The 22,618-nt window shown below is 30.9% G+C and carries 19 protein-coding genes; 16 read left to right on the plus strand and 3 right to left on the minus strand.

The annotated features are described in order from the left end of the window. The first annotated feature begins 12 nt into the window (after nt 1-12). From B0A57_RS08720 to B0A57_RS08795, 16 genes are all read left to right on the plus strand, one after another. On the plus strand, nt 13-1,038 hold the full coding sequence (locus tag B0A57_RS08720; RefSeq protein ID WP_038466091.1) for a polysaccharide biosynthesis protein: 1,026 nt from the start codon (nt 13-15) through the stop codon (nt 1,036-1,038). A 4-nt stretch (nt 1,039-1,042) separates the two neighbouring features. Then, nucleotides 1,043-2,131 (plus strand): DegT/DnrJ/EryC1/StrS family aminotransferase, encoded by a 1,089-nt coding sequence (locus B0A57_RS08725; protein WP_038466094.1) that lies wholly within the window; start codon nt 1,043-1,045, stop codon nt 2,129-2,131. Then, nucleotides 2,131-3,186 (plus strand): DegT/DnrJ/EryC1/StrS family aminotransferase, encoded by a 1,056-nt coding sequence (locus B0A57_RS08730; protein WP_038466097.1) that lies wholly within the window; start codon nt 2,131-2,133, stop codon nt 3,184-3,186. Before B0A57_RS08725 ends, B0A57_RS08730 begins: the two co-directional genes overlap by 1 nt. A 4-nt stretch (nt 3,187-3,190) precedes the next feature. After that, complete coding sequence (locus B0A57_RS08735) at nt 3,191-4,057, plus strand: hypothetical protein (protein WP_038466100.1); 867 nt, start codon at nt 3,191-3,193, stop codon at nt 4,055-4,057. Further along, nucleotides 4,054-4,905 carry a lipopolysaccharide biosynthesis protein gene (locus B0A57_RS08740; RefSeq protein WP_038466103.1) on the plus strand — a complete coding sequence of 284 codons (852 nt, stop codon included), beginning with the start codon at nt 4,054-4,056 and terminating at the stop codon, nt 4,903-4,905. The genes B0A57_RS08735 and B0A57_RS08740 overlap by 4 nt, the downstream gene beginning before the upstream one ends. After that, nucleotides 4,886-6,370 carry a lipopolysaccharide biosynthesis protein gene (locus B0A57_RS08745; RefSeq protein ID WP_202819391.1) on the plus strand — a complete coding sequence of 495 codons (1,485 nt, stop codon included), beginning with the start codon at nt 4,886-4,888 and terminating at the stop codon, nt 6,368-6,370. Before B0A57_RS08740 ends, B0A57_RS08745 begins: the two co-directional genes overlap by 20 nt. Nucleotide 6,371: 1 nt before the next feature. Then, nucleotides 6,372-7,517: a glycosyltransferase family 2 protein gene (locus B0A57_RS08750; RefSeq protein WP_038466107.1), complete on the plus strand. Its 1,146-nt coding sequence runs from the start codon at nt 6,372-6,374 to the stop codon at nt 7,515-7,517. Then, nucleotides 7,518-8,573 carry an EpsG family protein gene (locus B0A57_RS08755; RefSeq protein ID WP_038466110.1) on the plus strand — a complete coding sequence of 352 codons (1,056 nt, stop codon included), beginning with the start codon at nt 7,518-7,520 and terminating at the stop codon, nt 8,571-8,573. A gap of 11 nt (nt 8,574-8,584) precedes the next feature. After that, nucleotides 8,585-9,379: a glycosyltransferase family 2 protein gene (locus B0A57_RS08760; protein ID WP_038466113.1), complete on the plus strand. Its 795-nt coding sequence runs from the start codon at nt 8,585-8,587 to the stop codon at nt 9,377-9,379. A 1-nt stretch (nt 9,380) separates the two neighbouring features. Next, nucleotides 9,381-10,205, plus strand: a complete 825-nt coding sequence (locus B0A57_RS08765) for a glycosyltransferase (protein WP_038466116.1) — start codon at nt 9,381-9,383, stop codon at nt 10,203-10,205. 996 nt (nt 10,206-11,201) lie between these two features. Then, nucleotides 11,202-12,113, plus strand: a complete 912-nt coding sequence (locus B0A57_RS08770; RefSeq protein ID WP_038466119.1) for an NAD-dependent epimerase/dehydratase family protein — start codon at nt 11,202-11,204, stop codon at nt 12,111-12,113. 164 nt (nt 12,114-12,277) lie between these two features. Beyond that, entirely contained in the window at nt 12,278-13,228 is a 951-nt protein-coding gene (locus B0A57_RS08775) for an MraY family glycosyltransferase (RefSeq protein ID WP_038466122.1), read from the plus strand. A gap of 36 nt (nt 13,229-13,264) precedes the next feature. Next, nucleotides 13,265-14,404, plus strand: a complete 1,140-nt coding sequence (locus B0A57_RS08780; protein WP_038466125.1) for a DegT/DnrJ/EryC1/StrS family aminotransferase — start codon at nt 13,265-13,267, stop codon at nt 14,402-14,404. A 265-nt stretch (nt 14,405-14,669) separates the two neighbouring features. Beyond that, nucleotides 14,670-16,637, plus strand: coding sequence for a polysaccharide biosynthesis protein (locus tag B0A57_RS08785; protein ID WP_034101283.1), 1,968 nt, complete (start codon nt 14,670-14,672; stop codon nt 16,635-16,637). A gap of 55 nt (nt 16,638-16,692) precedes the next feature. Then, on the plus strand, nt 16,693-17,490 hold the full coding sequence (locus B0A57_RS08790; protein ID WP_011963408.1) for a polysaccharide biosynthesis/export family protein: 798 nt from the start codon (nt 16,693-16,695) through the stop codon (nt 17,488-17,490). Nucleotides 17,491-17,498: 8 nt separating this feature from the next. After that, nucleotides 17,499-19,859 carry a GumC family protein gene (locus tag B0A57_RS08795; RefSeq protein WP_034099246.1) on the plus strand — a complete coding sequence of 787 codons (2,361 nt, stop codon included), beginning with the start codon at nt 17,499-17,501 and terminating at the stop codon, nt 19,857-19,859. Nucleotides 19,860-19,893: 34 nt separating this feature from the next. Here B0A57_RS08795 and B0A57_RS08800 read toward each other — a convergent pair whose 3' ends face one another. The 3 genes from B0A57_RS08800 to B0A57_RS08810 all read right to left on the minus strand — a co-directional run bounded on the left by B0A57_RS08800 (nt 19,894) and on the right by B0A57_RS08810 (nt 22,348). Beyond that, complete coding sequence (locus B0A57_RS08800; RefSeq protein ID WP_034099244.1) at nt 19,894-20,619, minus strand: tyrosine-protein phosphatase; 726 nt, start codon at nt 20,617-20,619, stop codon at nt 19,894-19,896. Between the two features lie 455 nt (nt 20,620-21,074). Beyond that, nucleotides 21,075-21,773 (minus strand): porin family protein, encoded by a 699-nt coding sequence (locus tag B0A57_RS08805; protein WP_038466130.1) that lies wholly within the window; start codon nt 21,771-21,773, stop codon nt 21,075-21,077. Beyond that, nucleotides 21,770-22,348, minus strand: coding sequence for a hypothetical protein (locus B0A57_RS08810; RefSeq protein ID WP_162472651.1), 579 nt, complete (start codon nt 22,346-22,348; stop codon nt 21,770-21,772). Before B0A57_RS08810 ends, B0A57_RS08805 begins: the two co-directional genes overlap by 4 nt. Nucleotides 22,349-22,618 lie beyond the last annotated feature (270 nt).

The following is a 22,618-nucleotide window of genomic DNA, read 5'->3' on the forward strand; positions in this document are numbered from 1 at the left end:
AAAGAGAATAATATGTTTAAAGATAAAGTCCTTTTAATTACTGGAGGAACAGGTTCATTTGGGAACGCGATGTTGAAGGGGTTTTTAGATTCAGAATTGAAAGAAATTCGAATTTTTAGCCGTGATGAGAAGAAGCAAGAAGACATGCGTGTCGAGTATAAAAATGATAAATTAAACTTTGTTATCGGCGATATTCGTGATTTTGACAGTATTAATAATGCGATGATGGGTGTGAATTTTGTGTTTCATGCTGCGGCTTTGAAACAAGTGCCGTCTTGTGAGTTTTATCCAATGCAAGCGGTACAAACCAATATTCTGGGTGCTGAAAATGTTTTGGAATCAGCCGCCAGAAATAACATAGAAAGAGTCGTGGTTTTAAGTACTGATAAAGCGGTTTATCCTATTAATACCATGGGGATTTCTAAAGCCATGATGGAAAAAATGCTCGTTTCAAAAGCAAGAGATCATAGGGTTAAAGGAATCAATGCCATTTATACAGCTACTCGATATGGAAATGTAATGTGCTCCAGAGGATCAATCATTCCTCTTTTTATCAAACAAATCAAAGAAGGAAAACCACTTACTATTACCAATCCGATGATGACCCGTTTTATGATGTCATTAGATGATTCAGTAGGTTTGGTCATGTTTGCTTTTAAAAACGGTAATCCAGGTGATATTTTTGTGCAAAAATCACCAGCATCTACGATTGCTGATTTAGCCCAAGCTTTAAAAGAGTTGTTCAATGCCAATAATCAAATAAACATTATTGGAGAGCGTCATGCCGAAAAAATGTATGAAACATTGTGTTCTAAAGAAGAAATGTCTAAAGCAGATGATTTAGGTGGTTTTTATCGTGTACCTGCTGATTTTAGAGATTTGAATTACACCAAATACGTACAAGAAGATGGGCCAAAATTAATCGACGCCGAATATAATTCGGACAATACGGATAGATTAACTGTAGAAGAGTTGAAAAAATTATTGCTAACATTAGATTACGTTCAAGGCGAATTGGCATCTCATAATAAAATATAACAATATGTTACCATTAGTACAAACTTCCATACCCGCAAAAGAAATTTTGATGCCAAGATTAGAACAAGTTCTATACAGCGGTTATGTAGCTCAAGGAGAAATTGTTGAGCAATTTGAAAGAGAATTTGAAAAATATATAGGAGGTGGTCATACGCTTTCTCTTAATTCTGGGACTGCAGCCTTACATATTGCTTTAATTTTAGCAGGAGTACAGTCTGGAGATGAAGTGATTAGTACAGCGTTAACTGCCGAGCCAACCAATACTTCAATTAAACAAGCGGGTGCAAAAATTAGATATGCCGATGTTGATATTGAAACAGGAAATGTTTCTGCGGACGCTATTGAGAAAGCTATTAACACTAAAACAAAAGCCATACTAGTTGTTGATTATGCTGGAATACCCGTAGACGTAAAACGTATTAAAGAAATTTCAGAAAAATATAATATTCCTGTTATTCAAGATGCTGCGCACGCATTAGGGTCGAAATATGATGGTAAAAAGGTGGGAAATCATTTTCCTTTTACAGTATTCTCCTTTCAAGCAATCAAGCATTTAACTACAATTGATGGTGGTGCTTTGCAAATTCAAGATAAAGATTTATACGAAAAAGCAAAGCTTATTCGCTGGTTTGGATTAGATAAAAAACGTTCCAGAATGGATAATAATATTTCAATGCAAGGTTATAAATACCACATGAATAATGTGAATGCAACTGTAGGATTAGTTCAATTAGAGAATATTGAAGAGCTAATTCAAAAACACATTACCAACGGAAAATATCTTGACGAACATTTAAAAAATATAGAAGGTGTTGAATTAATTCAATATTATCCAAATACAGAACCTTCTTACTGGCTTTATACATTAAAAGTTAAAAACAGAGAAGCGTTCATAAAAAAAATGGCAGACAATGGTATTATGGCGTCTGAATTACATAAAAGGAATGATTCGCATACCTATTTAAACGATTTTAATATTGAATTGCCAAACTTAAATACCTTTTATGAGAAAATGGTCCACATTCCTTGTGGATGGTGGGTTACTAAAGCAGATTGTGATAAAATGATTGCATTAATTAAATCGGGTTGGTAATGATTCCAATTTTTAAACCCTATATGCCCGAAGGAATTATGCCTGAAATAGAAAATATACTCTATTCTGGGAATCTTGCATTCGGAAAATTCGGAAAATTATTTGAACAAAGTCTAAAAGAGTATTCAGGAAACGAAAAAACAATAACGGTAAGTTCTTACAACCATGCCATGCTAATTGTTTTGTCTACATTAGATTTACAACCTGGCGATGAGGTTATAGCTTCTCCTGTAAGTTGTTTGGCTTCTAATCAGCCATTTGTAATTAAAAATTTAAAGATAGTTTGGGCAGACGTTAATCCTAAAACAGGGAGTGTTGACCCAGAAGATGTTCGAAAAAAAATAACATCAAAAACAAAAGCCATTTTTCATAACCATTATTGTGGTTACCTTGGCGAAATTGACGCAATTTCAGAAATTGCCAAAGAATTTGGCTTACTAGTTATTGATGACTGTATTGAAGCTTTTGGTTCTGAATTTAAAGGCAATAAAATGGGGAATATTGGTACAGATATTACCGTATTTTCTTTCCAAACCGTTCGATTACCAAATACTATTGATGGTGCAGCAATTACCTTTAAAGACCAAGATCTTTTTGAAAAAGCCAGTAGAATTAGAGACTATGGTATTGATAGAACCATATTCAGAAATTCCTTTGGGGAAATTAGTGCAAATTGTGATATAAAATTAGAAGGATATGGTGCTTTAATGAGCGAAATCAATTCTTACATAGGTGTGCAACAAATGAAAGATATTGAAGGATTACTTGCTATTCAACAAAAAAACGCACAACTATGGCAATCAAAAATTGCCACTGAAAGGAATATAGTCCCTTTAGAAATTAATAAAAATTCCAATCCAAATTATTGGGTATATGGTGTTTTGTGTGAAAACAAAATGGAGACCTTACAAAAATTTAGAGATGAAGGTTGGTATGCAACAGGTGTGCATATTAACAACAATATATATTCAGTATTTAACAATAACGAAAAACTGAAAGGTGTTAATGAATTTATGAATTTGTTTTTAGCAATACCTTGCGGTTGGTGGATTTAATCAAATGGAAACAAATCAAATAGATAGCACGGCAAAAATACATCCTAATGTAGTATTAGGAAAGTATAATAGAATAGGAAAAAATGTTATTATTGAAGTTGTAGGTAAAACACCTAATACTAATGTAATTATTGGTGATAATAATGTCATAAATGATAATACTCGAATTTTTATTTCGGGAGAATTAAAAATTGGTGACTGGAATGTTTTTCACAACGATATGCTTTTGATGGCGGAAGACCACATACTTATTGGGCACAACTGCTGGTTCGGACAAAATACTATTTTAGATGGAGCAGGAGGGTTAGAAATAGGAAATGGTGTTCGTGTTGGTATGTATTCTCAAATTTGGACGCACGTTGCTAGTGGAGAACAAATAGAAGGTTGTACTTTATTCGCTAAAAGAAAAACCAAAATTGAAGATGATGTTTGGTTAGTTGGAAGTTGTGTTGTAGGTTCGGGATTAAACTTAAGAAAAAGATCAACTGCACTTATTAACTCGGTACTAACAAAAGACACTCTTCCTGATAGTGTCTATGCTGGAAATCCAGCAAAGTTAATGGAAAAGGCTAATTTTTATTTGTCTAAAACTTTAAACGAAAAATTTGAGATGCTAAGATTGTGGTTAGAAGAATATGTAACTATAAACAATGTAAGCTACAAACTAAATACCTCAAACGACACACTGATTTTGTCTAATTTAAAGAATAGCGAGCAAGTTTTATTTACAACACTTGAAGCTAAGCAATCGGATAAATCAAAAAGTGTATTTTATCTATCTGATAAAACTTTTAATAAAACCAATATAATTTCTGAACGAGAAATATACAAGTTTTTGTACAATAATAAAGCAAGATTTTTGCCTTTATGAATACAGTAAATAAAAACATTCTTACTAACTATGCATGTAAACTTTGGGGTTTTGTATCCATAATTTTGTTTATCCGACTATATATTGATACACTCGGTATTCAAGCTTATGCAATTATTAGTTTTTATACTGTAATTTTAGGGCTGTTAGCATTTGCCGATTCGGGATTAACAGCTACTTTAACTAGAGAATTAGCCAAAGAAAGTACTAAAAAACACAAGTCAGACTTATTGTCTACCTTTGAGAAAATGTATTTTGTTATTTGTGTAGTTGTAATTGTGGGTGTTTTTTTATGTTCCAATTATATCGCTTCAAATTTCTTACAGTCTAATGGATATTCTATAATTCAAATTTCCTATTTCATAAAATTAATAGGTTTTGGTATCGGCTTTCAATTGTTTTCTACTCTGTATGATGCTGGGTTAATGGCCTTACAAAAGCAAGGGTTGTTAAATAAAATTCGTATTGATGAAAATCTCAAAAAAGATGATATCCATGTTATGATGTTTGATAAAGGCTGTCTCTTGGCTTATAAGAATCTTGTGCAAGTAGAGGAGGTTATAAATGATAAAAAGACAGCTTTTCTAGGGATAGGAAATATTTGTTCTAAAGAAAAAGGCAAGGGTTTAGGGCAAGAGTTACTGCAAGAGGTGAATGCTTTTATGGAAGAGAAAAAGCTGTATGGGATATTATTGTGTAAAAATGAATTGATTGGTTTTTATGCTAAATATCATTGGGTGTTAGTTGATAAAATTATATTGAATGAGAAATTAAACGGTATTAATGTCATGTTGTTTAATTTAAATGATAATGTCGAATATTTAAACTATGAGTGTAGAAATTTTTAATATGGATATAGTAAATAAAAATATAATAGCGAATTATCTAGGTAAATTATGGAGTTTTGTTTCTATATTTATTTTTATACGCTTCTATATTGATATTCTAGGTGTACAATCTTATGCTGTTATTAATTTTTATGCTGTTATTCTAGGCTTGCTGGCTTTCGCTGATGCTGGACTAACGGCAACTTTAAATCGAGAATTAGCCAACGATATTTCTTTGCAAAACAAATCGGATTTGGTTTTTACTTTCGAGAGGATTTATCTCGGTATTTCTTTGTTCGTGATGATTTTGGTTTATGTGCTTTCGGATTATATTTCGTGTAATTTCTTAAATTCAACTGAATTTTCAAGGCATGAAATATCACGTTTTATTAAGTTTATAGGGGTTGGTGTCGGGTTGCAATTATTCTCTACGCTTTATGAAGGAGGCTTGATGGGGCTTCAGAAACAAGTTTTAACAAATAAAGTCAGAATGGTATGGAGTCTTTTTAGATCTGGAGTTGTGGTTATTCCGTTGTCTTCATATCCTAGCTTAGAAGTTTATTTCGTATGGCAGATTGTGTGTAATTTGGCTTTTTTAGTTGTTTTGAAAGTTCTGATTTCCAAATGTTTGAAAACTGAAATGACGGCAGTATTTTCAAAAGAGATGCTTAGAAAGACATGGAGTTATGCACTTGGTATGATGGGAATTGCTTTTGTTTCTGCAATCAATATTCAAATTGATAAATTGGCTACAAGCAAATTGCTTGATTTGAAATCTTTTGGTTTTTATTCTTTAGCTACTACGATTGCTCAAATTCCTGTTTTAGTTGTAATGCCAATTATTGTTGCTGTTTTTCCTATGTTCTCTTTATTGGTTTCAACTAATAATATTGAAAAAAAAACGAATAATTTTCATAAATTTTCATTCATTATCACATTGATAGCTGCGCCTATAATGGTTTGCATCTTTCTGTATTCTATACCAATTGTTAAATTATGGACTGGGGATTCTAGTATTGCTGTAGCAATTAATCTTACTGTGAAAATTTTAATTGTAGGTAGCTTTTTTCTTTGTTTGCAATTAATGCCGTATTATATTGCCTTAGCAAATGGTCATACTAAGACAAATATCATAACGGGTGTTCTTAGTTTGCTACTGGTTGTTCCATTGATAATCTATAGTATAAAGGAATACGGAATGGTTGGGGCTACTTTTCCTTGGTTGATTGTTAATATTCTTTCTTTTTTTATTATTAGTGTTTCTGTCTTAAATAGATTTTTGCCAAATGAATTGATTAAATGGCTGAAACATGACATCGCTATTCCTCTTTTCGTGACAATTTTTATTGCGGTACTAGTATATTATCTAACCTTAAATTTAATAGGGAAATATTGGTTTTTAATTGATATAAGTTTAATATCTTTGCTGTCTTTAATTGTTAATGTTTTAATTTATAATAAATTAAATAAAAAATATCTTTTCTAAAATGAATAAACCTTTGTTAAGTATAGCTATTGCTACTAAGGATAGAGAGAAATACTGTATTGCTGCAATTCAATCTATTTTAAGCTATAAAGCTACAAATATTGAAATAGCAATAGCGGATAATAGTGAAACTACGCTTGTAAAAGAGTTTGTGGAAAAACTAAATTCTACTCAGGTTAAATATAGATATGACAGCGGAGGAGTTTCTTCAATCGAAAATTTCAATAGAGCCGTCGAATTAACTACTGGTGAATATCTAATTTTGATAGGTGATGATGATATTATTTTGCCTAAAGCAATCGAAATGGCTAAGTGGGCAAAAGAAAATGATATAGATTCTATCTGTTCCAAAGAAACAGTTACGTATTATTGGCCTAAATCAAGGACTATTTATCCAAATGGTCATTTAATTTTGCCTTATAGTACTGGTAGGATTACCAAAATAGACGTTAAAAAACATTTAGTTAAACTGTTAAAGAATGGGTTACAGCTTTATTTGCTTTATCCACTTCCAAAAACTTACCATGGTATTGTCCGAAAAGCATTAATGGATGAGGTGAAATCTAAAACGGGTCATTATTATGGTGGTTTAAGTCCTGATATATATTCTTGTGTAGTAATGTCTTGTTTGGTTAAAAATCATTATGTCGTTGATGAACCTCTCACTGTGGCAGGTGTTTGTCCTTCTAGTACTACTGCGGATAACTTTACGGGTAAGCATTCGGGTTCTATTGCCAATATACCACATCTTAAAAATAGAGGTGTTTATGTTTGGAATAATTTGGTTCCCAAATATTATAGCGTTAACACCATTTGGGCAGAATCTGGATTGACAGCTTTAGAAGAGCTTAAACAAACGATATTGTTAAATGATTTTAATGTTTATAAATTATTAGTACAAGGATGGATTAATAATAATAAATTCATTCCTGATTTAATTAGAGAAGAGAATGAAAAAATAAGAATAAGTCTTCAAACATCTATAATAATTTTTAAATTTAATTTTTTTAAAGCGTTGTCTGAAACAGTTATAAAAAAAATCATACATGTTGTGCAAGGTAAATTAAGAAGAAAAGCCGTTTTTGCTCAGGATAATGTTCGGGATTTTAGTGAGGTGTTGGCTATTTATAGAAATAACATAAAATAAATGGTTTTTTATATTACATCATACTTGTTTACGACATTTTTGGCTATTAATTATAACAATGAGCAAAGGTTAAAAGTTTCTGGTTTTTGGTTATTGCTGTTTTTTATTTTACCGGCATTGCTTATTGCAGTTTTAAAAGGTAATATCGGTACGGATACTTTTTTTTATTTGGCTTTTTTTGACGATTTGATCAAATATGATGTGTCGAGTTTTAATTTTGAACCAGGTTTTCAAATTTTAGCACAATATATTACTTGTTGGGCTCCAAATAAACAAATTGCTGTTGGCTTTGTTATTCTTTTAACAACGGTCTTACTTTGTAAATCATTTTCGCAAAGTAAACAGCTTATTGTCTTTTTTTCCTTGTTGGTTTTTCCTATTTTTTATGTAGATATGACTATGAATGGTCTTAGGTACGGCTTAAGTTTTGCTTTAGCGGTAAATGCAATTGATTATTTATACAAAGGAAAATTTAAATTTTTTATTGCTTTGGCTTTCTGTTCTATTTCTGTGCAATATTCGGGATTGTTGATAATTTTAGTTTTTTTATTGGACAGAATAAAAAGGCGTAAATTATTTATAATATCTGTTCTAGGTGTTGCTTTTCTTCCAGTTTTAACACATCTATTTGATTCGGAATTGAAATATCTTGTTCAAAAAGAAGATGCGTATGGTGAAATCTATTCACCATCAATAGCTTCTGGATCAGCCCCATTATTTTTATACTTTATTATTCATTTTCTGTATAATAAATATGTTGATAAAAGTAAAATATCCAAAATTATATACGTTTTTTTACTATTCGAGCTGCTTTCATTTGTTATGGCAAAATTCACGTGGGCGGGACTACGTTTTCAATACTTATTTCTTTTTGTGTTTATAATTTATATTAAACAAAATTATTATATCGAAAAGGCGATAGTTTTTGGGAATAGACTAGTTTTAGTGAGTTTAATTTCATTTTTATTTATGATTAAAAATATTATCCCTGTTTCTGATGATTTATCTATCTATCAATATATTCCTTATCAATTTTACTGGGAAGTTACAAATTAATTTTACCCATTATGAAAATATCTGTTGTTATACCTATGTATAATTCCCAAGAAACAATTCTACAGGCTTTAGGTTCCATTTTAGTTCAAGATTTTCTTCCTTTTGAAATCATTGTGATTAACGATGGTAGTAGTGATGGTTCAGAGGATATTGTAAGTGACTTTATCAATGCTCATCCAGATTTAAATATAAAGCTCGTTAGTAAAGTAAATGAAGGGGTTTCGAAAGCAAGAAATGATGCTATGAAAATGGCTTCTGGAGATTGGATTGCTTTTTTAGATTCTGATGATATTTGGTTGCCTCAGAAATTATCTTCGCAAATTAAAGTCATTCAAAATAATCATCACATTTCATTTATTGGTTGTACTAGGAATAATGAAAAATTCACTAAATTTCTTTGGTATACTTTTTCAAAAATTACTTTGATTACCCCTAAAATGTTATTGTTGAAAAATTTTTTTGCTACTCCAACCGTTTTGTTTCAAAAAAATATTATTGATACAGTGGGTTATTTTGACGAAAATCAAAACCATTGTGAAGATGCAAATTACTGGATTAGAATTGCGTCCTCGGGTTATGACTGTTTTTTGCTAAATGAAAGCTTGGTTGTCACAGGAGGTAATAAGCCTCATTTTGGACATATAGGATTGTCTTCTAATTTGAAACAAATGGCTATCGGAGATCGGTTGAATGTGATTTTAGGATATCGATTGAGTGTGATTAATGTGTTTGGTTTTTTTTTCTTATATTTTTTTTCTTGGCTTAAGTATTTTAGGAGAATTGTAATAGTTAAATTTTTAAGATAAAATGAGAGTAAATTCTAGCATAGTATTGTATGATAATTCAACCGAAGAAATTACTAAAGCTATATGTTGTGTTCTGTCTACTCAACAAGATGTCAAGCTTTACCTGATAGATAATTCTCCAACAAATAGACTTAATGTTCTTCAGAATATTGATTCTAGAATTGTTTATGTTTTCAATAATGCCAACATAGGTTTTGGAGCAGCGCATAACATTGCTTTAAAAGAATCGATAAAAGACCAGGTTCAATTTCATGTTATAGTCAATCCTGATATATATTATACTGAAGATGTTATTTCTAATATGCTTAACTTTGCAGAAAAAGACGAAAATATTGGAATGATGATGCCTCAAGTGCTCAATTTTGACGGAACGGTACAAAATCTCCCTAAATTGCTTCCTTCGCCATTTAGTGTTTTATTTAGAAAAATTAAGTTTCCTAAGAAGATATATGCTAACTTTATTGATCGTTATGAATTGAGATTCGTGTTAAAAAATACAATTTATAATCCTCCCATATTATCGGGTTGTTTTACATTATTAAATATTGATGCAGTTAAAAAAGTTGGTATGTACGATGATAAATTTTTTATGTATTTTGAAGATTGGGATTTGTCCCGTCGGATACATCAAGAATATAAAACTATCTATTTCCCATTAACTAGTGTTTATCACGGTTACGAATCAGGAGCAAACAGAAGTGCTAGGTTGTTCAAAGTTTACTTGAAATCAGCGTTCATGTTTTTTAATAAATGGGGTTGGTTTTTTGATTCTGAAAGAATAAAAATAAACCGAAAGGTGTTAAAATCGCTTCAAGATCAAAAATGAGATTATTCTAAGTGGTAATAACAGACGATAGTCGTAGATTTTATTTTGCGACAGCAATTTTTTTTGTAAACATCAATACGTTTTTTGAGGTTCTTCTGTGGCTAATCAAAAAAATGTTACTTTTTTATGACTGAGTTATATAGAATAACCTCTTGTTTATTCTTAAATATATCTATGTGATTACTGCTTGTTTTATTTATGGAATTTTAATTACTTGTAAATTCTTAAAGTGTTGTTTTAAAGTAAATTATGATTCTTAAATGAAAGTCGAATGGTTTGGGTTCAACAAAGATGACGAAAAGTGACCAGGTAATATTTTTAAAAATGATAGAATTTTTATTGACCCACAGACATCATTTATTCTAAAGTAGTAGCGCTAATATGTTGCTGATAGGTAAATGTTGTGTAGTTTTGCCTTCATTGAAATTCGGTATTAGCTTAATAGGGTAAGTGGCGAAATCAACTTGTTTGGTTTTAAAAATTTTCTTTCATGCGGTTAGGGGGTGTAGACTTTAAATGAGTTGAATTAAAATCTCCCAGTATTAAAAGGTATTATTTTGATAATCCTTTATAAAACTTAATGTATTTTAGATTGTGTTATAGGGAAATCCTTTTGAGACGTGAATAATGTACTATTCAATTCTTTTTGAACAAAAATTAAGTTTCCAGGTATTTATATATTTCGTGTTTGGAATATGGATCTACTAATTTTAAATAGTTATTTGTAATGCCTCGTACTTGGTATATTGCTAAAAATGTTCCTCCGAGTTATCTGAATTTGTATATAGATGTCGTTAATTTGTATTTCAGCTATGATTTCCGCTCTTCAAATAACAAAATAGGATTAATATAAGAGTGAATAAAGCTATCAAATTGATAAATATTGAATTAATATTCTTAATTCTGTTGCTTTATGTGTGTATATCAATACTTGGTATTAAGATGAAAATAATAATACTATTCAATATTAAAGCAGTATAAAAATTAAAGAAAAACATGTGTGAAAAAATTATCATTACTGGAGCTTCAGGATTTGTGGGGCTAAATTTATCCCAATATTTGCAGAATCATTATTTTAAAATTCAACCTTTATCGTTACGTAATAATCTTTGGAAAAATGAAATTGATTTCAACGGAAAAGCTATAATTCATTTAGCAGGAAAAGCGCATGACACCAAAAACACTTCAGAGGAAAGGCAGTATTTTAATGTAAATACCCAACTTACCGTAGAATTATATGATTTTTTTTTGGAAAGTAATTTGGAGTATTTTATTTATTTCAGTAGTGTTAAAGCTGCTGCGGATAATGTCGGTGGTTTTTTGGATGAGAGTTTTACACCCAATCCTAAAACACCTTACGGAATTTCTAAACTAAAGGCGGAAGAGTATATATTATCTAAATTACCTAAGGATGATAAAAAAATAATCATTGTACGTCCTTGTATGATTCATGGCAAAGGAAATAAAGGGAATCTTAATTTATTATATAGTGTAGTCAGAAAAGGATTCCCTTATCCATTAGCTTCTTTTTTAAATAAAAGATCATTTCTTAGTATAGATAATCTTAATTTTATGATTGGTGAAATATTAGAAAAAAAGGAAATATCTTCAGGGATATATAACTTTGCTGATGATGAGGTTTTGTCTACTAATGAGGTAGTCGAAATTATAGCAAGGGTGTTAAATAGAAAACCTCACTTAATTAAAATACCTGAAAATTTTATTCGCTTTTTTTGTAAAATAGGAGATTTATTACATTTACCTTTGAATACTGAAAATGTAAAAAAACTCACTGAGAATTATTGTGTTTCCAATGATAAAATAAAAAAAGCTATTGGTGTAGATAAGTTACCAACATCCGCAAAAGAAGGTTTGATAAAGACAATTGCAAGTTTTATTGCTAAATAAGAACTGTCAAGGTGTGGAGGATGTTTCAAAGTGAAACCATTGTGAAAGGAATATAAATAATAAACCATCAAGAAATTCACTCAATCAAGGATTGATGATGCTCAATATCGTAAGAATTTTAAAATTAAAACCTGCACGTATTAGTGTTGTAATAATAAATGATAATGGAATATAGTATAGTTTTTGTATCGCTATTAGTAATTTTAATGACTTATTTTAAAGTAGCTAATTACTTTAATATTGTAGATAAGCCTAATGAACGTAGTGCTCATAAAGAAATAACGCTTCGTGGGGGCGGTGTTGTTTTTTGGTTTGCATCCTTATTGTATTTAGTCCAAAATTCTTATAGTAAGAGCTCTTTTTTTGTAGGTATCACGATAGTAAGTGGTGTTAGTTTTTGGGATGATATTAAAAGTTTACCTAATAAAGTTAGGATTATTGCTCAGTTACTTGCAATGTCAATTATTTTTTATTTTGTACATGTTTACGAGTTCTTTCCATTATATGGTGTTGTGTTGGTTTATGTTTTTGCAGTAGGGATAATAAATGCCTATAATTTTTTGGATGGAATCAATGGAATTACGGGCTTGTATTCTGTCGTGGTTCTAGGTTCGTTACTTTTTGTAAATGAATGTTTAGTTAATTTTGTAGATAATAATTTTATTGTTTACCCAATTATCGCTTGTATAGTTTTCTTGATTTTTAATTTTAGGAAAAGAGCTAAGTGTTTTGCTGGTGATGTAGGTAGTATTGCTGTTGCGTTTTGGGTTATTTATCTGATTTTAGTACTTATTATTGAAACTAAATCATATGTATGGCTTCTGTTTTTAGTAGTTTATGGGGTAGATTCTGTTTGTACAATTTTGCATCGTCTTTGTTTGAGACAAAATATATTTCTTGCTCATCGATTACATTTTTATCAAGTATTATGTAATGATTATGGCTTAGATCATAGATTGGTCGCTTTTTTGTATGCGGTAATACAGTTGGGAATGTCTGCCGTTGTTATCTTTTTTTTTAGGAGAGTTAATGATTTTTATTTGTTTTTATTATTGATAATTCCATTAGTTTTATTGTACAATGTCAAATTTTATTTGATAAATAAAAAAGGATAGAATTATTCATTTTCTAATTAAGCTAATTGTAAATAAATGATTAAGGAAAGAGTTTTTCTCTCTACATCTCACCTATGCGGTTTAGAAAAAAAATTTATAAAGCAGGCTTTTGTAAATAATGAAATTACCACAGGAGGGCCTAATGTAACTGGTTTCGAAGCAGATTTAGAAAAATATATAGCACAAGAATCTCACGTTGCAGCACTGAGTTCAGGAACAGCTGCCTTGCATTTGGGACTAATTCTATTGGGGGTAAAACCTCAGGATGAAGTTATTTGTCAAAGCATGACCTTCTCGGCATCGGCAAATCCTATTATGTATTTGGGTGCTACCCCTATTTTTATAGATAGCGAATTAGATACTTGGAATATGTGTCCAATAGCACTCGAAGAGGCTATTAAAGACAGCATTTCGAAAGGTAAAAAACCCAAAGCCATAATATCTGTTCATCTCTACGGAATGCCCTATAAAATAGATGATGTAAAAGCTATTTCCCAAAAATATGACATTCCAGTACTTGAAGACAGTGCCGAAGCTTTAGGAAGTTCTTACAAAGGACAAAAATGTGGTACTTTTGGCGATATTAGTGTTTTGTCATTTAATGGAAATAAAATCATAACCACTTCAGGAGGTGGTGCTTTATTGGCTAGAAATAAAGCAACTAAAGACAAAGCCGTTTTCTTAGCAACACAAGCCCGTGATAATGCACCACATTATCAGCATAGTGAAGTAGGATATAATTACAGAATGAGTAATATTTGTGCAGGCATAGGTCGTGGGCAAATGCAGGTGCTAGACCAGCATGTTGGTTTTAGACGCGATATGCATCAATTGTACGTAGGTTTTTTTGCCACTATCGATGGGGTTACTGTGCTTACGGAACCCAATCCTGATTATTATTCTAACCATTGGTTAAGTGCCATTGTTATAAATCCAGACAAGACAAACGGAAAAACGCGTGAAGATTTGCGATTGGCACTAGAAAAAGCAAATATAGAAAGTCGTCCTTTGTGGAAACCTATGCACTTGCAACCTGTTTTCGAGTCTTATCCTTATTATGGCACCCAAGTTTCAGAACAATTGTTTGCAAACGGATTGTGTTTGCCGTCGGGTTCAAATTTAACAAACGAAGAAAAAAAGAGAATATTTGCCGAAATTAAGATATTTTTTTACTAATTTGCAGCACTTTATAAAAGATAAACCTCCATACATAGTGTGTTGTTTTCTGTTTTATAAATTGTGGTTTTAATAAATATACCAGCACAAGAGGTTTAATTTGTTTATTTGTCAAAAAAACGAAAGAATTTTTATAGATATTGATAAATATGTATTTAAATTGTTTTAATAAGGCACGGGATTTTTTTTAAATATTCGCCCAAAAAAACAAAAGTTTATTAATTGAAGGTGGTCATAAGACAATGTGTTTTAAAGTGAAGTTAGCTTGGAAATAGAAAAAAAAAAAATAATACAATCTGCGTTACAACAGATTTATAGGTATAGTTCAAAGTCAAATTTTACTATTCGAAATTTAGGTTATTTGCCTAGATGGATTATATTATTTATTGATATTGGTGTTATTTCGATGGCGGGTTTCTTAACCTTTTATTTGTTTAAAGGAATAGGCTTGCAATATTTTGCCTCTCATAATGAAGGATGTAAGTTTGTTTTGTTTTTTGTAACAAATATTTTCTTTTTTTGGTGGTTTAGAACTTATTCAGGAATTATTAGGCACTCCTCATTTATAGATGCAATCAAGATTCTTTTTTCACAATTTTTTACCTTTTTGGTTTTAGTTGTTTTTAATTTTCTTTTTTCAGTTTATTTTAATGATGATTTGTTTCTTAACACGGCACTAGTTGTAAATGTGATTATCTCTTTTTGTTTGCTATTTTTGTACAGGGTATTAGTTAAACAATTTTTTGAATCCTACCTCAAAGGGGTTGGTAGTACAAAGTTAGTTCGTGCTATTGTTTACGGATCAGATGCTAATGCTATCTCTGTGTCTAATGCGCTAATTTCCGAAATCCCAATGCGGTTTAAGTTGTTGGGATTTATAGACAAGCACAATTCGAACTCAACCAAAAGGATTTTAGACTTGCCTATTTTAAATCAAAAAAAACGCATACCTGTGCTCATGCGTTCTATGCACGCAACAGCATTAATCATTGCCGACAAAGCACTTACAAAAGAAGAGCAAATAGCAATTGTAGATGAATGTTTAGAATTTAATATAAAAGTATATACAGTTCCTTTGATATCCGATTGGGAAAATCAGGAAGAAATAGCCAAAAAAATAAAGAGTTTTCAAATAGAAGACTTATTAGAACGCAAACCAATAGTTTTAGATAATAAATTAATATCTTCGCAAATAAAAGGGAAAGTAATTTTAATTACTGGAGCTGCAGGTTCTATTGGGAGCGAAATTGTAAGGCAAATTATTTGTTTTTCTCCTGATATTTTAATCGTTCTAGACCAAGCAGAAACGCCTTTACATGAATTAACTTTAGAAATTCAGAAGCTAAATTTAAAAACCAAACTAGTGTCGCTTGTTGCTGATGTAAGAAACTTAGTCGGTTTAGAACGAATATTCGACCAGTACAGACCAAGTTTGGTGTACCATGCTGCGGCTTACAAACATGTGCCACTTATGGAAGAAAACCCTTCGCAAGCCATATTTGTAAATGTAATGGGAACCAAAAATCTTGCAGATTTGTCCTTAAAATATAACGTAGAAAAATTTGTAATGGTTTCTACCGATAAAGCTGTAAATCCTAGCAACGTAATGGGAGCCAGCAAGCGAATTGCCGAGAAATATGTGCAATCTTTGTATTTTGAGAATAAAAATAATCCTTCTTATACTACAAAGTTTATTACTACCCGCTTTGGAAATGTACTAGGGTCTAATGGTTCTGTGGTGCCACTTTTTTCTAAACAAATTGCCGAAGGAGGTCCAATAACAATCACGCACAAAGATATAATTCGTTATTTTATGACCATTCCAGAAGCCTGCCAGTTAGTTCTAGAAGCAGGTGCTATGGGGCAAGGGGGCGAGATTTATATTTTTGACATGGGTAAACCAGTACGAATATATGATTTAGCTACAAAAATGATCCGTTTGGCCGGTTTCGTACCAGATAAGGATATAAAGATTAAAATTGTAGGATTGCGACCAGGCGAAAAATTATACGAAGAATTGCTAAATGATAACTCGAAAACACTCCCAACGCACCACGAAAAAATAATGGTGGCACAAGAGCAAATAGAGGTGTACCATGAGGTTCAAACCGCTATTTTAGAAATTATTAAAGCTTCTAATGCTTATGATAATAACTTGATAGTTACAAAAATGAAAATGCTAATTCCAGAATTTAAAAGTATGAACTCTACTTTCGAGATGCTGGATAATTAAATAAAATAATACGCTTTTAAGAACGAAAGCGTATTTAGAACGTTAAATTAAAACAATGAAGAACAGAAATTTATTACTATTTTTTTTATTAGGGCTAAACTTACTACTAGTAACCTCTTGTGTTAATAAAAAACAAATCGCATATTATCAGAACCTAGATCAAGTGGCTACTCAGGAAGTAACCAATCATTTTGAATCTAAAATTCAACCAGACGATTTGCTTATGATAGTAGTTTCTACACCTGATCCAGAAGCTGCCGTACCATTTAATCTTGAAACAATTTTAACCCCCGCAGCCATTGGTCAAACAAATCTAGCCCAAAGACAACAGCAATTGTATTTAGTAGACACCAATGGACTAATTCAGTTTCCCGTTTTAGGAGAAATAAAAACTGGAGGGCAAACAAAATCAGAAGTCATTGCGGTTATTAAAAGCAAGCTAAAAAAATATATAAATGATGCCATTGTAAATGTGCGGATCGTTAATTTTAAAGTAACTGTGCAAGGAGAAGTTACAAGACCTGGTAGTTTTACTATTGCTAGTGAGCGTGTTACGTTGCCAGAAGCATTGAGTTTGGCAGGAGATTTAACAATTTTCGGAAAAAGAGACAACATTATTTTGGTTAGAGAAATAAACAATAAAAAAACATTTAATAGAGTAGATATTACAAAAGCCGATTTTATTCACTCCCCATATTATTACTTATCTCAAAATGATTTAATATATGTAGAGCCTAATAAAGCCAAATCGAGAACAGCAACAGGATTTACTCAAAACGGACCAATTTGGATTGCTATTGCCTCATTATTAGCATCGATCGTGACGTCAATATTTATAATTAATAAAAAATAAATTTCTACATGTTTAATACTGTAAATAATAATGAAGAGAATACGCTAAATATTAAAGATTTAGTGTTTAATTATTTGTCTCATTGGAAGTGGTTTTTATTAAGTATTACTTTGTTTTTTATAGGCGCAAAGTTATATTTACGATATTCAATTCCTGAATACAAATCGCAAACAACCTTATTAATTAAAGGAGATGAATCTGGCGGGATGTTATCAGAACTTTCAGCTTTTCAAGACTTGGGAGGGTTTTCTGGAGCAAAAAAAGATATTGATGACGAAATGGAGGTTTTGAAATCTAGATCTCTCATAGAAAAAACAATCAAAGCAGGTAAATTTTACCTTTCGTATGTTTTAGAGGGACGCATTAAATCTTCCGAAGTATATAAAGAAAACCTCATTGCGATTGATTTTAAACAAAAAACCGAAAAATTCTTTGAAAAAGATACTACTTTAATTGTTAAGGTTTTATCTCCTAAAAAATTCGAATTGTTTAACGCAGATAATAATAGTGTAGGGAATTTTAATTTCGGTCAGTTAATATATTCAAAAGAATTGGGGCCTTATGTTGTTAACATAAAACCTAAGTATCTTAAAAATTTGAATTCTAAAGTAGTTGTACATTTAGAATCCTTAAAAAAGGCCACGAATAAGTTTAAAGCTAAATTAAATGTAGGAACAATAACTAAATCTACAAATGTTTTAGAAATTTCGTTTACAGATCCGATTAAAGAAAAGGCTGAAGATTTTTTAAATCAATTGGTTGCTATTTATAATAATGATGCGATAATTGATAAAAATTCAATTTCCGAAAAAACGGCTAAATTTATAAACGAGAGATTGGCTATTATTACGGGAGAACTAGATGGTGTAGAGAAGGATGTAGAGAAATATAAAAATCAAAATCAAATAACCGATCTTTCTACCGAAGCTGAATTGAATCTTAAAAATTCTAGCGAATCGACTAAAGAAGAAATTATTGTAGCCACACAACTTAAGGTTGTTGGAATCATGATAGATTTTATTAGAAAAAACAACAATGAAGACATTATACCTGCTAATATTGTTCCCGATGATAATAATTCATCGGCACTAATTGCAGAATATAATAACTTAGTTATAGAAAGAAATCGAGTACTTAAAAGCTCGACTTCAGAAAACCCTGTCGTTATTAGGGTTAATGATAAAATAGATTTGTTAAAATCTAGTATCTCAGAAAGTTTGAATAGATTAAAATCCTCTTTGGTTGTAAAAAATAACGCCATTATTAATCAGGGGAATATAGTTGAAGGGCGAATTTCTAAAATTCCTAGGCAAGAAAGAGAGTTTAGAGGTATTTTTAGACAACAACAAATTAAGGAAGAATTGTATTTGTATTTGTTTAAAAAGCGAGAAGAAACAGCCATTACCTTAGCAGCCACTGCACCAATTTCTAGAGTTGTCGATTACGCCTATTCTTCAGATTCGCCTATATCACCTAAAAAAAGCTTTATTTATTTATTTTCTTTAATCTTAGGATTTTTTATTCCTTTTTCAATCATCTATATATTAGATTTATTGGATACCAAAGTAAAAACCCGTCATGATTTAGATAATAATCTCTCTATTCCTTTTATAGGAGATGTACCACATTCTGATGAGAATAACCAAATCATGCAGGCTGGTAGTAGAACAAGCTCATCGGAGGCTATACGTATTGTTAGAACTAATTTAGAATTTGTTTTAAGTAATATAGAAAATGATAATAACGCAAAAACTATATTTTTGACCTCTACCTTGTCTGGAGAAGGAAAGACATTTATAGCCATTAATCTTGCGGCAACTATTGCTATCTCAGGAAAAAAGGTATTGCTTATAGGTATGGATATTAGAAACCCTAAACTAGACGAATACGTAAAATTACCTTCTAGAGGACTTACAAATTATTTGTCAGCCAGAGATTCAGATATTAAAGATTTTATAGTAAATCAAAAGGGTTACGAGAGTTTCGATATTCTTCCAGCAGGTGTCATTCCGCCTAATCCGGCAGAATTATTAATGGGCAAAAAGCTCGATTCTATGTTCGAAAAATTAAAATTAGAGTATGATTATATCGTTGTAGATACTGCTCCAGTAACTTTGGTTACAGATACTTTGCTTATAGCTAAAAACGCTGATGCTTTTGTGTATGTAGTGCGTGCTAATTATCTGGATAAATCATTCTTGAAAAAACCAGAAGCTTTGTATGTAGAAAATAAATTGCCTAATATGTGTGTGTTGCTTAATGACACAAACAATGTTGCAGGGTATGGTTACGGATATTATAAAGATGCACCAAAACAGTCTTGGTATGAGAAAATGTTTAATTTTTCATTCTTTTCTCGAAGTAAATAATAAATAAAAGAGAGGTAATTTAATTACCTCTCTTTTATTTAAATAACTGATTGTTTGCAAAGGCCTCTTTAAGGGGTTGCAAATCTTTTATTGTAACTATTTTGTCGAAAGAGGCAATATGTTTTTTGTGGTGTACATCAGACCCTACAAAATCTATTAGGCCTTTTTTTAATAATTTTTCGGCCGTTTGCGCAACAGATTCACCATAATACCCAACGGTAGATAATAGATTGATTTGAAATAAGCAACCCGCATTTTTTAATTTTTGGTATTGGTTGAAATCATTGTGGTAAAAAGTGTATCGCTCAGGGTGTGCTAAAACAGGGATGTATCCCCCTAATTGCAAATCGAAAAGAATATCGTAAAGCTGTATCGGTGGGTTTAAATAAGACATTTCGACCAAAACATAATTGTCCTTTAGGGTTAGAATTTCTCCTTTTTTAATCAAGGAGACAAAATGATCGTTCATTAAGTATTCGGCAGCAGCCTTAAGGGGTACTTTATTGTTCAGATTTAAATTCGTTTCTAACTCAAGGGCTTGTATTTTATCCTTGGTGTTGTCCCAAAAGCCACTAAAAATATGGGGTGTTGTTATAAAGCTGGAAACCCCCATGTTTTTTAAACTATCAATTAAAAATAAGGTTTCATCGAAGGTTTGTGCGCCATCATCGATTCCTGGTAGCAAGTGCGAATGGATGTCGATATGATTATCAGGAATTAAATCCTTGAGTATGGTTTTATTTTTTTTTAAAAAAAGCATGATAATTTATTTGAAAAACTATTCTCACAAAAGTAGTGTTTTTTAAGGGTATATTTGTTGTTTGTTTAAAAATAAGTTGTTAATATTATTAATAATATGTTAGATGCGTTTTTTTTTTGGCGATTTTTACGGTTTGTTATCTAAGTTTTATGTATAAAAGGCATCTCTTTTTTTATACTGCAGTTTCCTATCATCATACACGGTAATTAAGGAAATTGTTTTTCACTGTCCGCAAACAATACCAAGTGGTTAAAAAAAGGAGGTGGCAAAAATTACAAAAATTATCACTAATTTTTATTTACGGGGCTTAAAAAATGGTGTTAATTTTTGTAATTCGTGGCCGAAAGTGCACCATAGTACAAGCTACGAACAGTGGCAAATTGTGTGTGTGGTGTTGTAAATGGTTTTTCAGAATAAATAATGAACTTATGTAGTGGTTAATTATTTGGTTGACTCTAAATAGAAAAACCATATTTAAAGGAAAGTGCAAAAATTTGTCCTGTAGAGTGATAGTCAATTTGCTCTTGGGTAACCTTGTTTAAATTGTGTTTTATATATCCGTTTAATATGTTTTTGCTTAGTGGACGGCAGTATTTTATACCAAATAACCAAATGTTGCCATTTTTAAACCTACCTTTAATCCCTATTTCTGGTATTACATTAAACGCAAATTTATTAGACTCTTCGGTTACAGAATTAACATTGTCTAAATCTGTACCATCTGTTTTGTTTAAACTGTTATAGTTCAAAAAATCAGCAGATAATTTAGATCCAATATAAAACCGTAAATTAGTGTTACTAGCATTGAAAGGAATGTCATAATAGCCACCAACAAAGACCGAAGGGTAATATTGTGTTTGTTTAACTTCAAGAGTTGAGTTTGGTTTTTTTCCTAAAATATTCCATTGTCTCATATTTTGAGCAATACCAGCCTCAAAAGACATTTTATTATCCCATTCAAGAATAACCGAAGCAGAAATTTTTATGTTGTGGTTTTTTTCTTCTTCATTTACTATCGAACTCAAAGATGGTGATTGCGATTTGTAATGAGTTATTAAAAATCCTCCTTCTAATTCGGCAGCTATATAGATTCTGTCTTGCGAAAAAGAGCTATGAATCATAATTAGGCATAAAAATAGTAGTACTTTTTTCATTTTTGTAAGTTTATTGTGTTTTGACCCGATAATATGTTTGTGCATGAACTAGATAATAAGCTTCCAGTTAATTTAATAGGACTAGTTAAAGTCATTTCAAAAGTTTGATTTTCACAAAATCGACACTGTGAATCATGCAAATTCAAATAAGCATTTCCGGGAATTATTGTTAATTTGTTATTTGCAAATGTACCAGTACAAGTATATCTGGCTTCCATATAATTTGTTAACCAAGGGTTGTCAGAGTCATTTTCATGAATAATTTTTAAATCTGCCGTTACTTGGCTTGTCGTTTGTGTATAGCTTAAAACATTAAGCTCCATTTTCATGTTTGAATAGCATGATTTTTCGCTGTAAAAAGTTCCTTTCCAAAGACCCAATATACTTCCTGACGGTATTGGTGTTGGTATTGGTGTTGGTGTTGGTGTTGGCGTGGGTATTGGCGTAGGTATCGGTATCGGATCGGATGCTTGGATTTTTTTTGAATTATAAACGACTTCAAGTTCGTTTTTTGAACAGGAGGATAACATACCTGCAAATAGAAAAACAGAAATAAAAAATTTTACTTTAATCATAATATTTAAATTTAAAATTGAATATTGCATTTAGTGCAATATTATATGTGGTAAGCCAGTTGGTCTTTGGTGGTTTATGTGTCTGGTTTTTAGTTTTTTATTTTTAATATGTTGTTTTTTTTATGATTTTTTTCAACAGAAAGTTTAACTCAGCAATATGTGTAAATAGTTAATTGTATTCTTATTAGAAAATAATAATAATCTTGTTATTTGCTATCTAATTATCTACTTATAGTCTTTTTTCATGGCTTAGTTAATACCTAGTTTGTT

This window comes from Flavobacterium psychrophilum DSM 3660 = ATCC 49418 (assembly GCF_002217405.1).
GTDB lineage: Bacteria > Bacteroidota > Bacteroidia > Flavobacteriales > Flavobacteriaceae > Flavobacterium > Flavobacterium psychrophilum.

What these genes read in the sequence shown, in the direction of transcription:
- B0A57_RS08720 (WP_038466091.1), top strand. Translation starts at nt 13, where the DNA reads ATGTTTAAAGATAAAGTCCTTTTAATTACTGGAGGAACAGGTTCATTT.
- B0A57_RS08725 (WP_038466094.1), top strand. Translation starts at nt 1,043, where the DNA reads ATGTTACCATTAGTACAAACTTCCATACCCGCAAAAGAAATTTTGATG.
- B0A57_RS08730 (WP_038466097.1), top strand. Translation starts at nt 2,131, where the DNA reads ATGATTCCAATTTTTAAACCCTATATGCCCGAAGGAATTATGCCTGAA.
- B0A57_RS08735 (WP_038466100.1), top strand. Translation starts at nt 3,191, where the DNA reads ATGGAAACAAATCAAATAGATAGCACGGCAAAAATACATCCTAATGTA.
- B0A57_RS08740 (WP_038466103.1), top strand. Translation starts at nt 4,054, where the DNA reads ATGAATACAGTAAATAAAAACATTCTTACTAACTATGCATGTAAACTT.
- B0A57_RS08745 (WP_202819391.1), top strand. Translation starts at nt 4,886, where the DNA reads ATGAGTGTAGAAATTTTTAATATGGATATAGTAAATAAAAATATAATA.
- B0A57_RS08750 (WP_038466107.1), top strand. Translation starts at nt 6,372, where the DNA reads ATGAATAAACCTTTGTTAAGTATAGCTATTGCTACTAAGGATAGAGAG.
- B0A57_RS08755 (WP_038466110.1), top strand. Translation starts at nt 7,518, where the DNA reads ATGGTTTTTTATATTACATCATACTTGTTTACGACATTTTTGGCTATT.
- B0A57_RS08760 (WP_038466113.1), top strand. Translation starts at nt 8,585, where the DNA reads ATGAAAATATCTGTTGTTATACCTATGTATAATTCCCAAGAAACAATT.
- B0A57_RS08765 (WP_038466116.1), top strand. Translation starts at nt 9,381, where the DNA reads ATGAGAGTAAATTCTAGCATAGTATTGTATGATAATTCAACCGAAGAA.
- B0A57_RS08770 (WP_038466119.1), top strand. Translation starts at nt 11,202, where the DNA reads ATGTGTGAAAAAATTATCATTACTGGAGCTTCAGGATTTGTGGGGCTA.
- B0A57_RS08775 (WP_038466122.1), top strand. Translation starts at nt 12,278, where the DNA reads ATGGAATATAGTATAGTTTTTGTATCGCTATTAGTAATTTTAATGACT.
- B0A57_RS08780 (WP_038466125.1), top strand. Translation starts at nt 13,265, where the DNA reads ATGATTAAGGAAAGAGTTTTTCTCTCTACATCTCACCTATGCGGTTTA.
- B0A57_RS08790 (WP_011963408.1), top strand. Translation starts at nt 16,693, where the DNA reads ATGAAGAACAGAAATTTATTACTATTTTTTTTATTAGGGCTAAACTTA.
- B0A57_RS08795 (WP_034099246.1), top strand. Translation starts at nt 17,499, where the DNA reads ATGTTTAATACTGTAAATAATAATGAAGAGAATACGCTAAATATTAAA.
- B0A57_RS08800 (WP_034099244.1), bottom strand. Translation starts at nt 20,619, where the DNA reads ATGCTTTTTTTAAAAAAAAATAAAACCATACTCAAGGATTTAATTCCT.
- B0A57_RS08805 (WP_038466130.1), bottom strand. Translation starts at nt 21,773, where the DNA reads ATGAAAAAAGTACTACTATTTTTATGCCTAATTATGATTCATAGCTCT.
- B0A57_RS08810 (WP_162472651.1), bottom strand. Translation starts at nt 22,348, where the DNA reads ATGATTAAAGTAAAATTTTTTATTTCTGTTTTTCTATTTGCAGGTATG.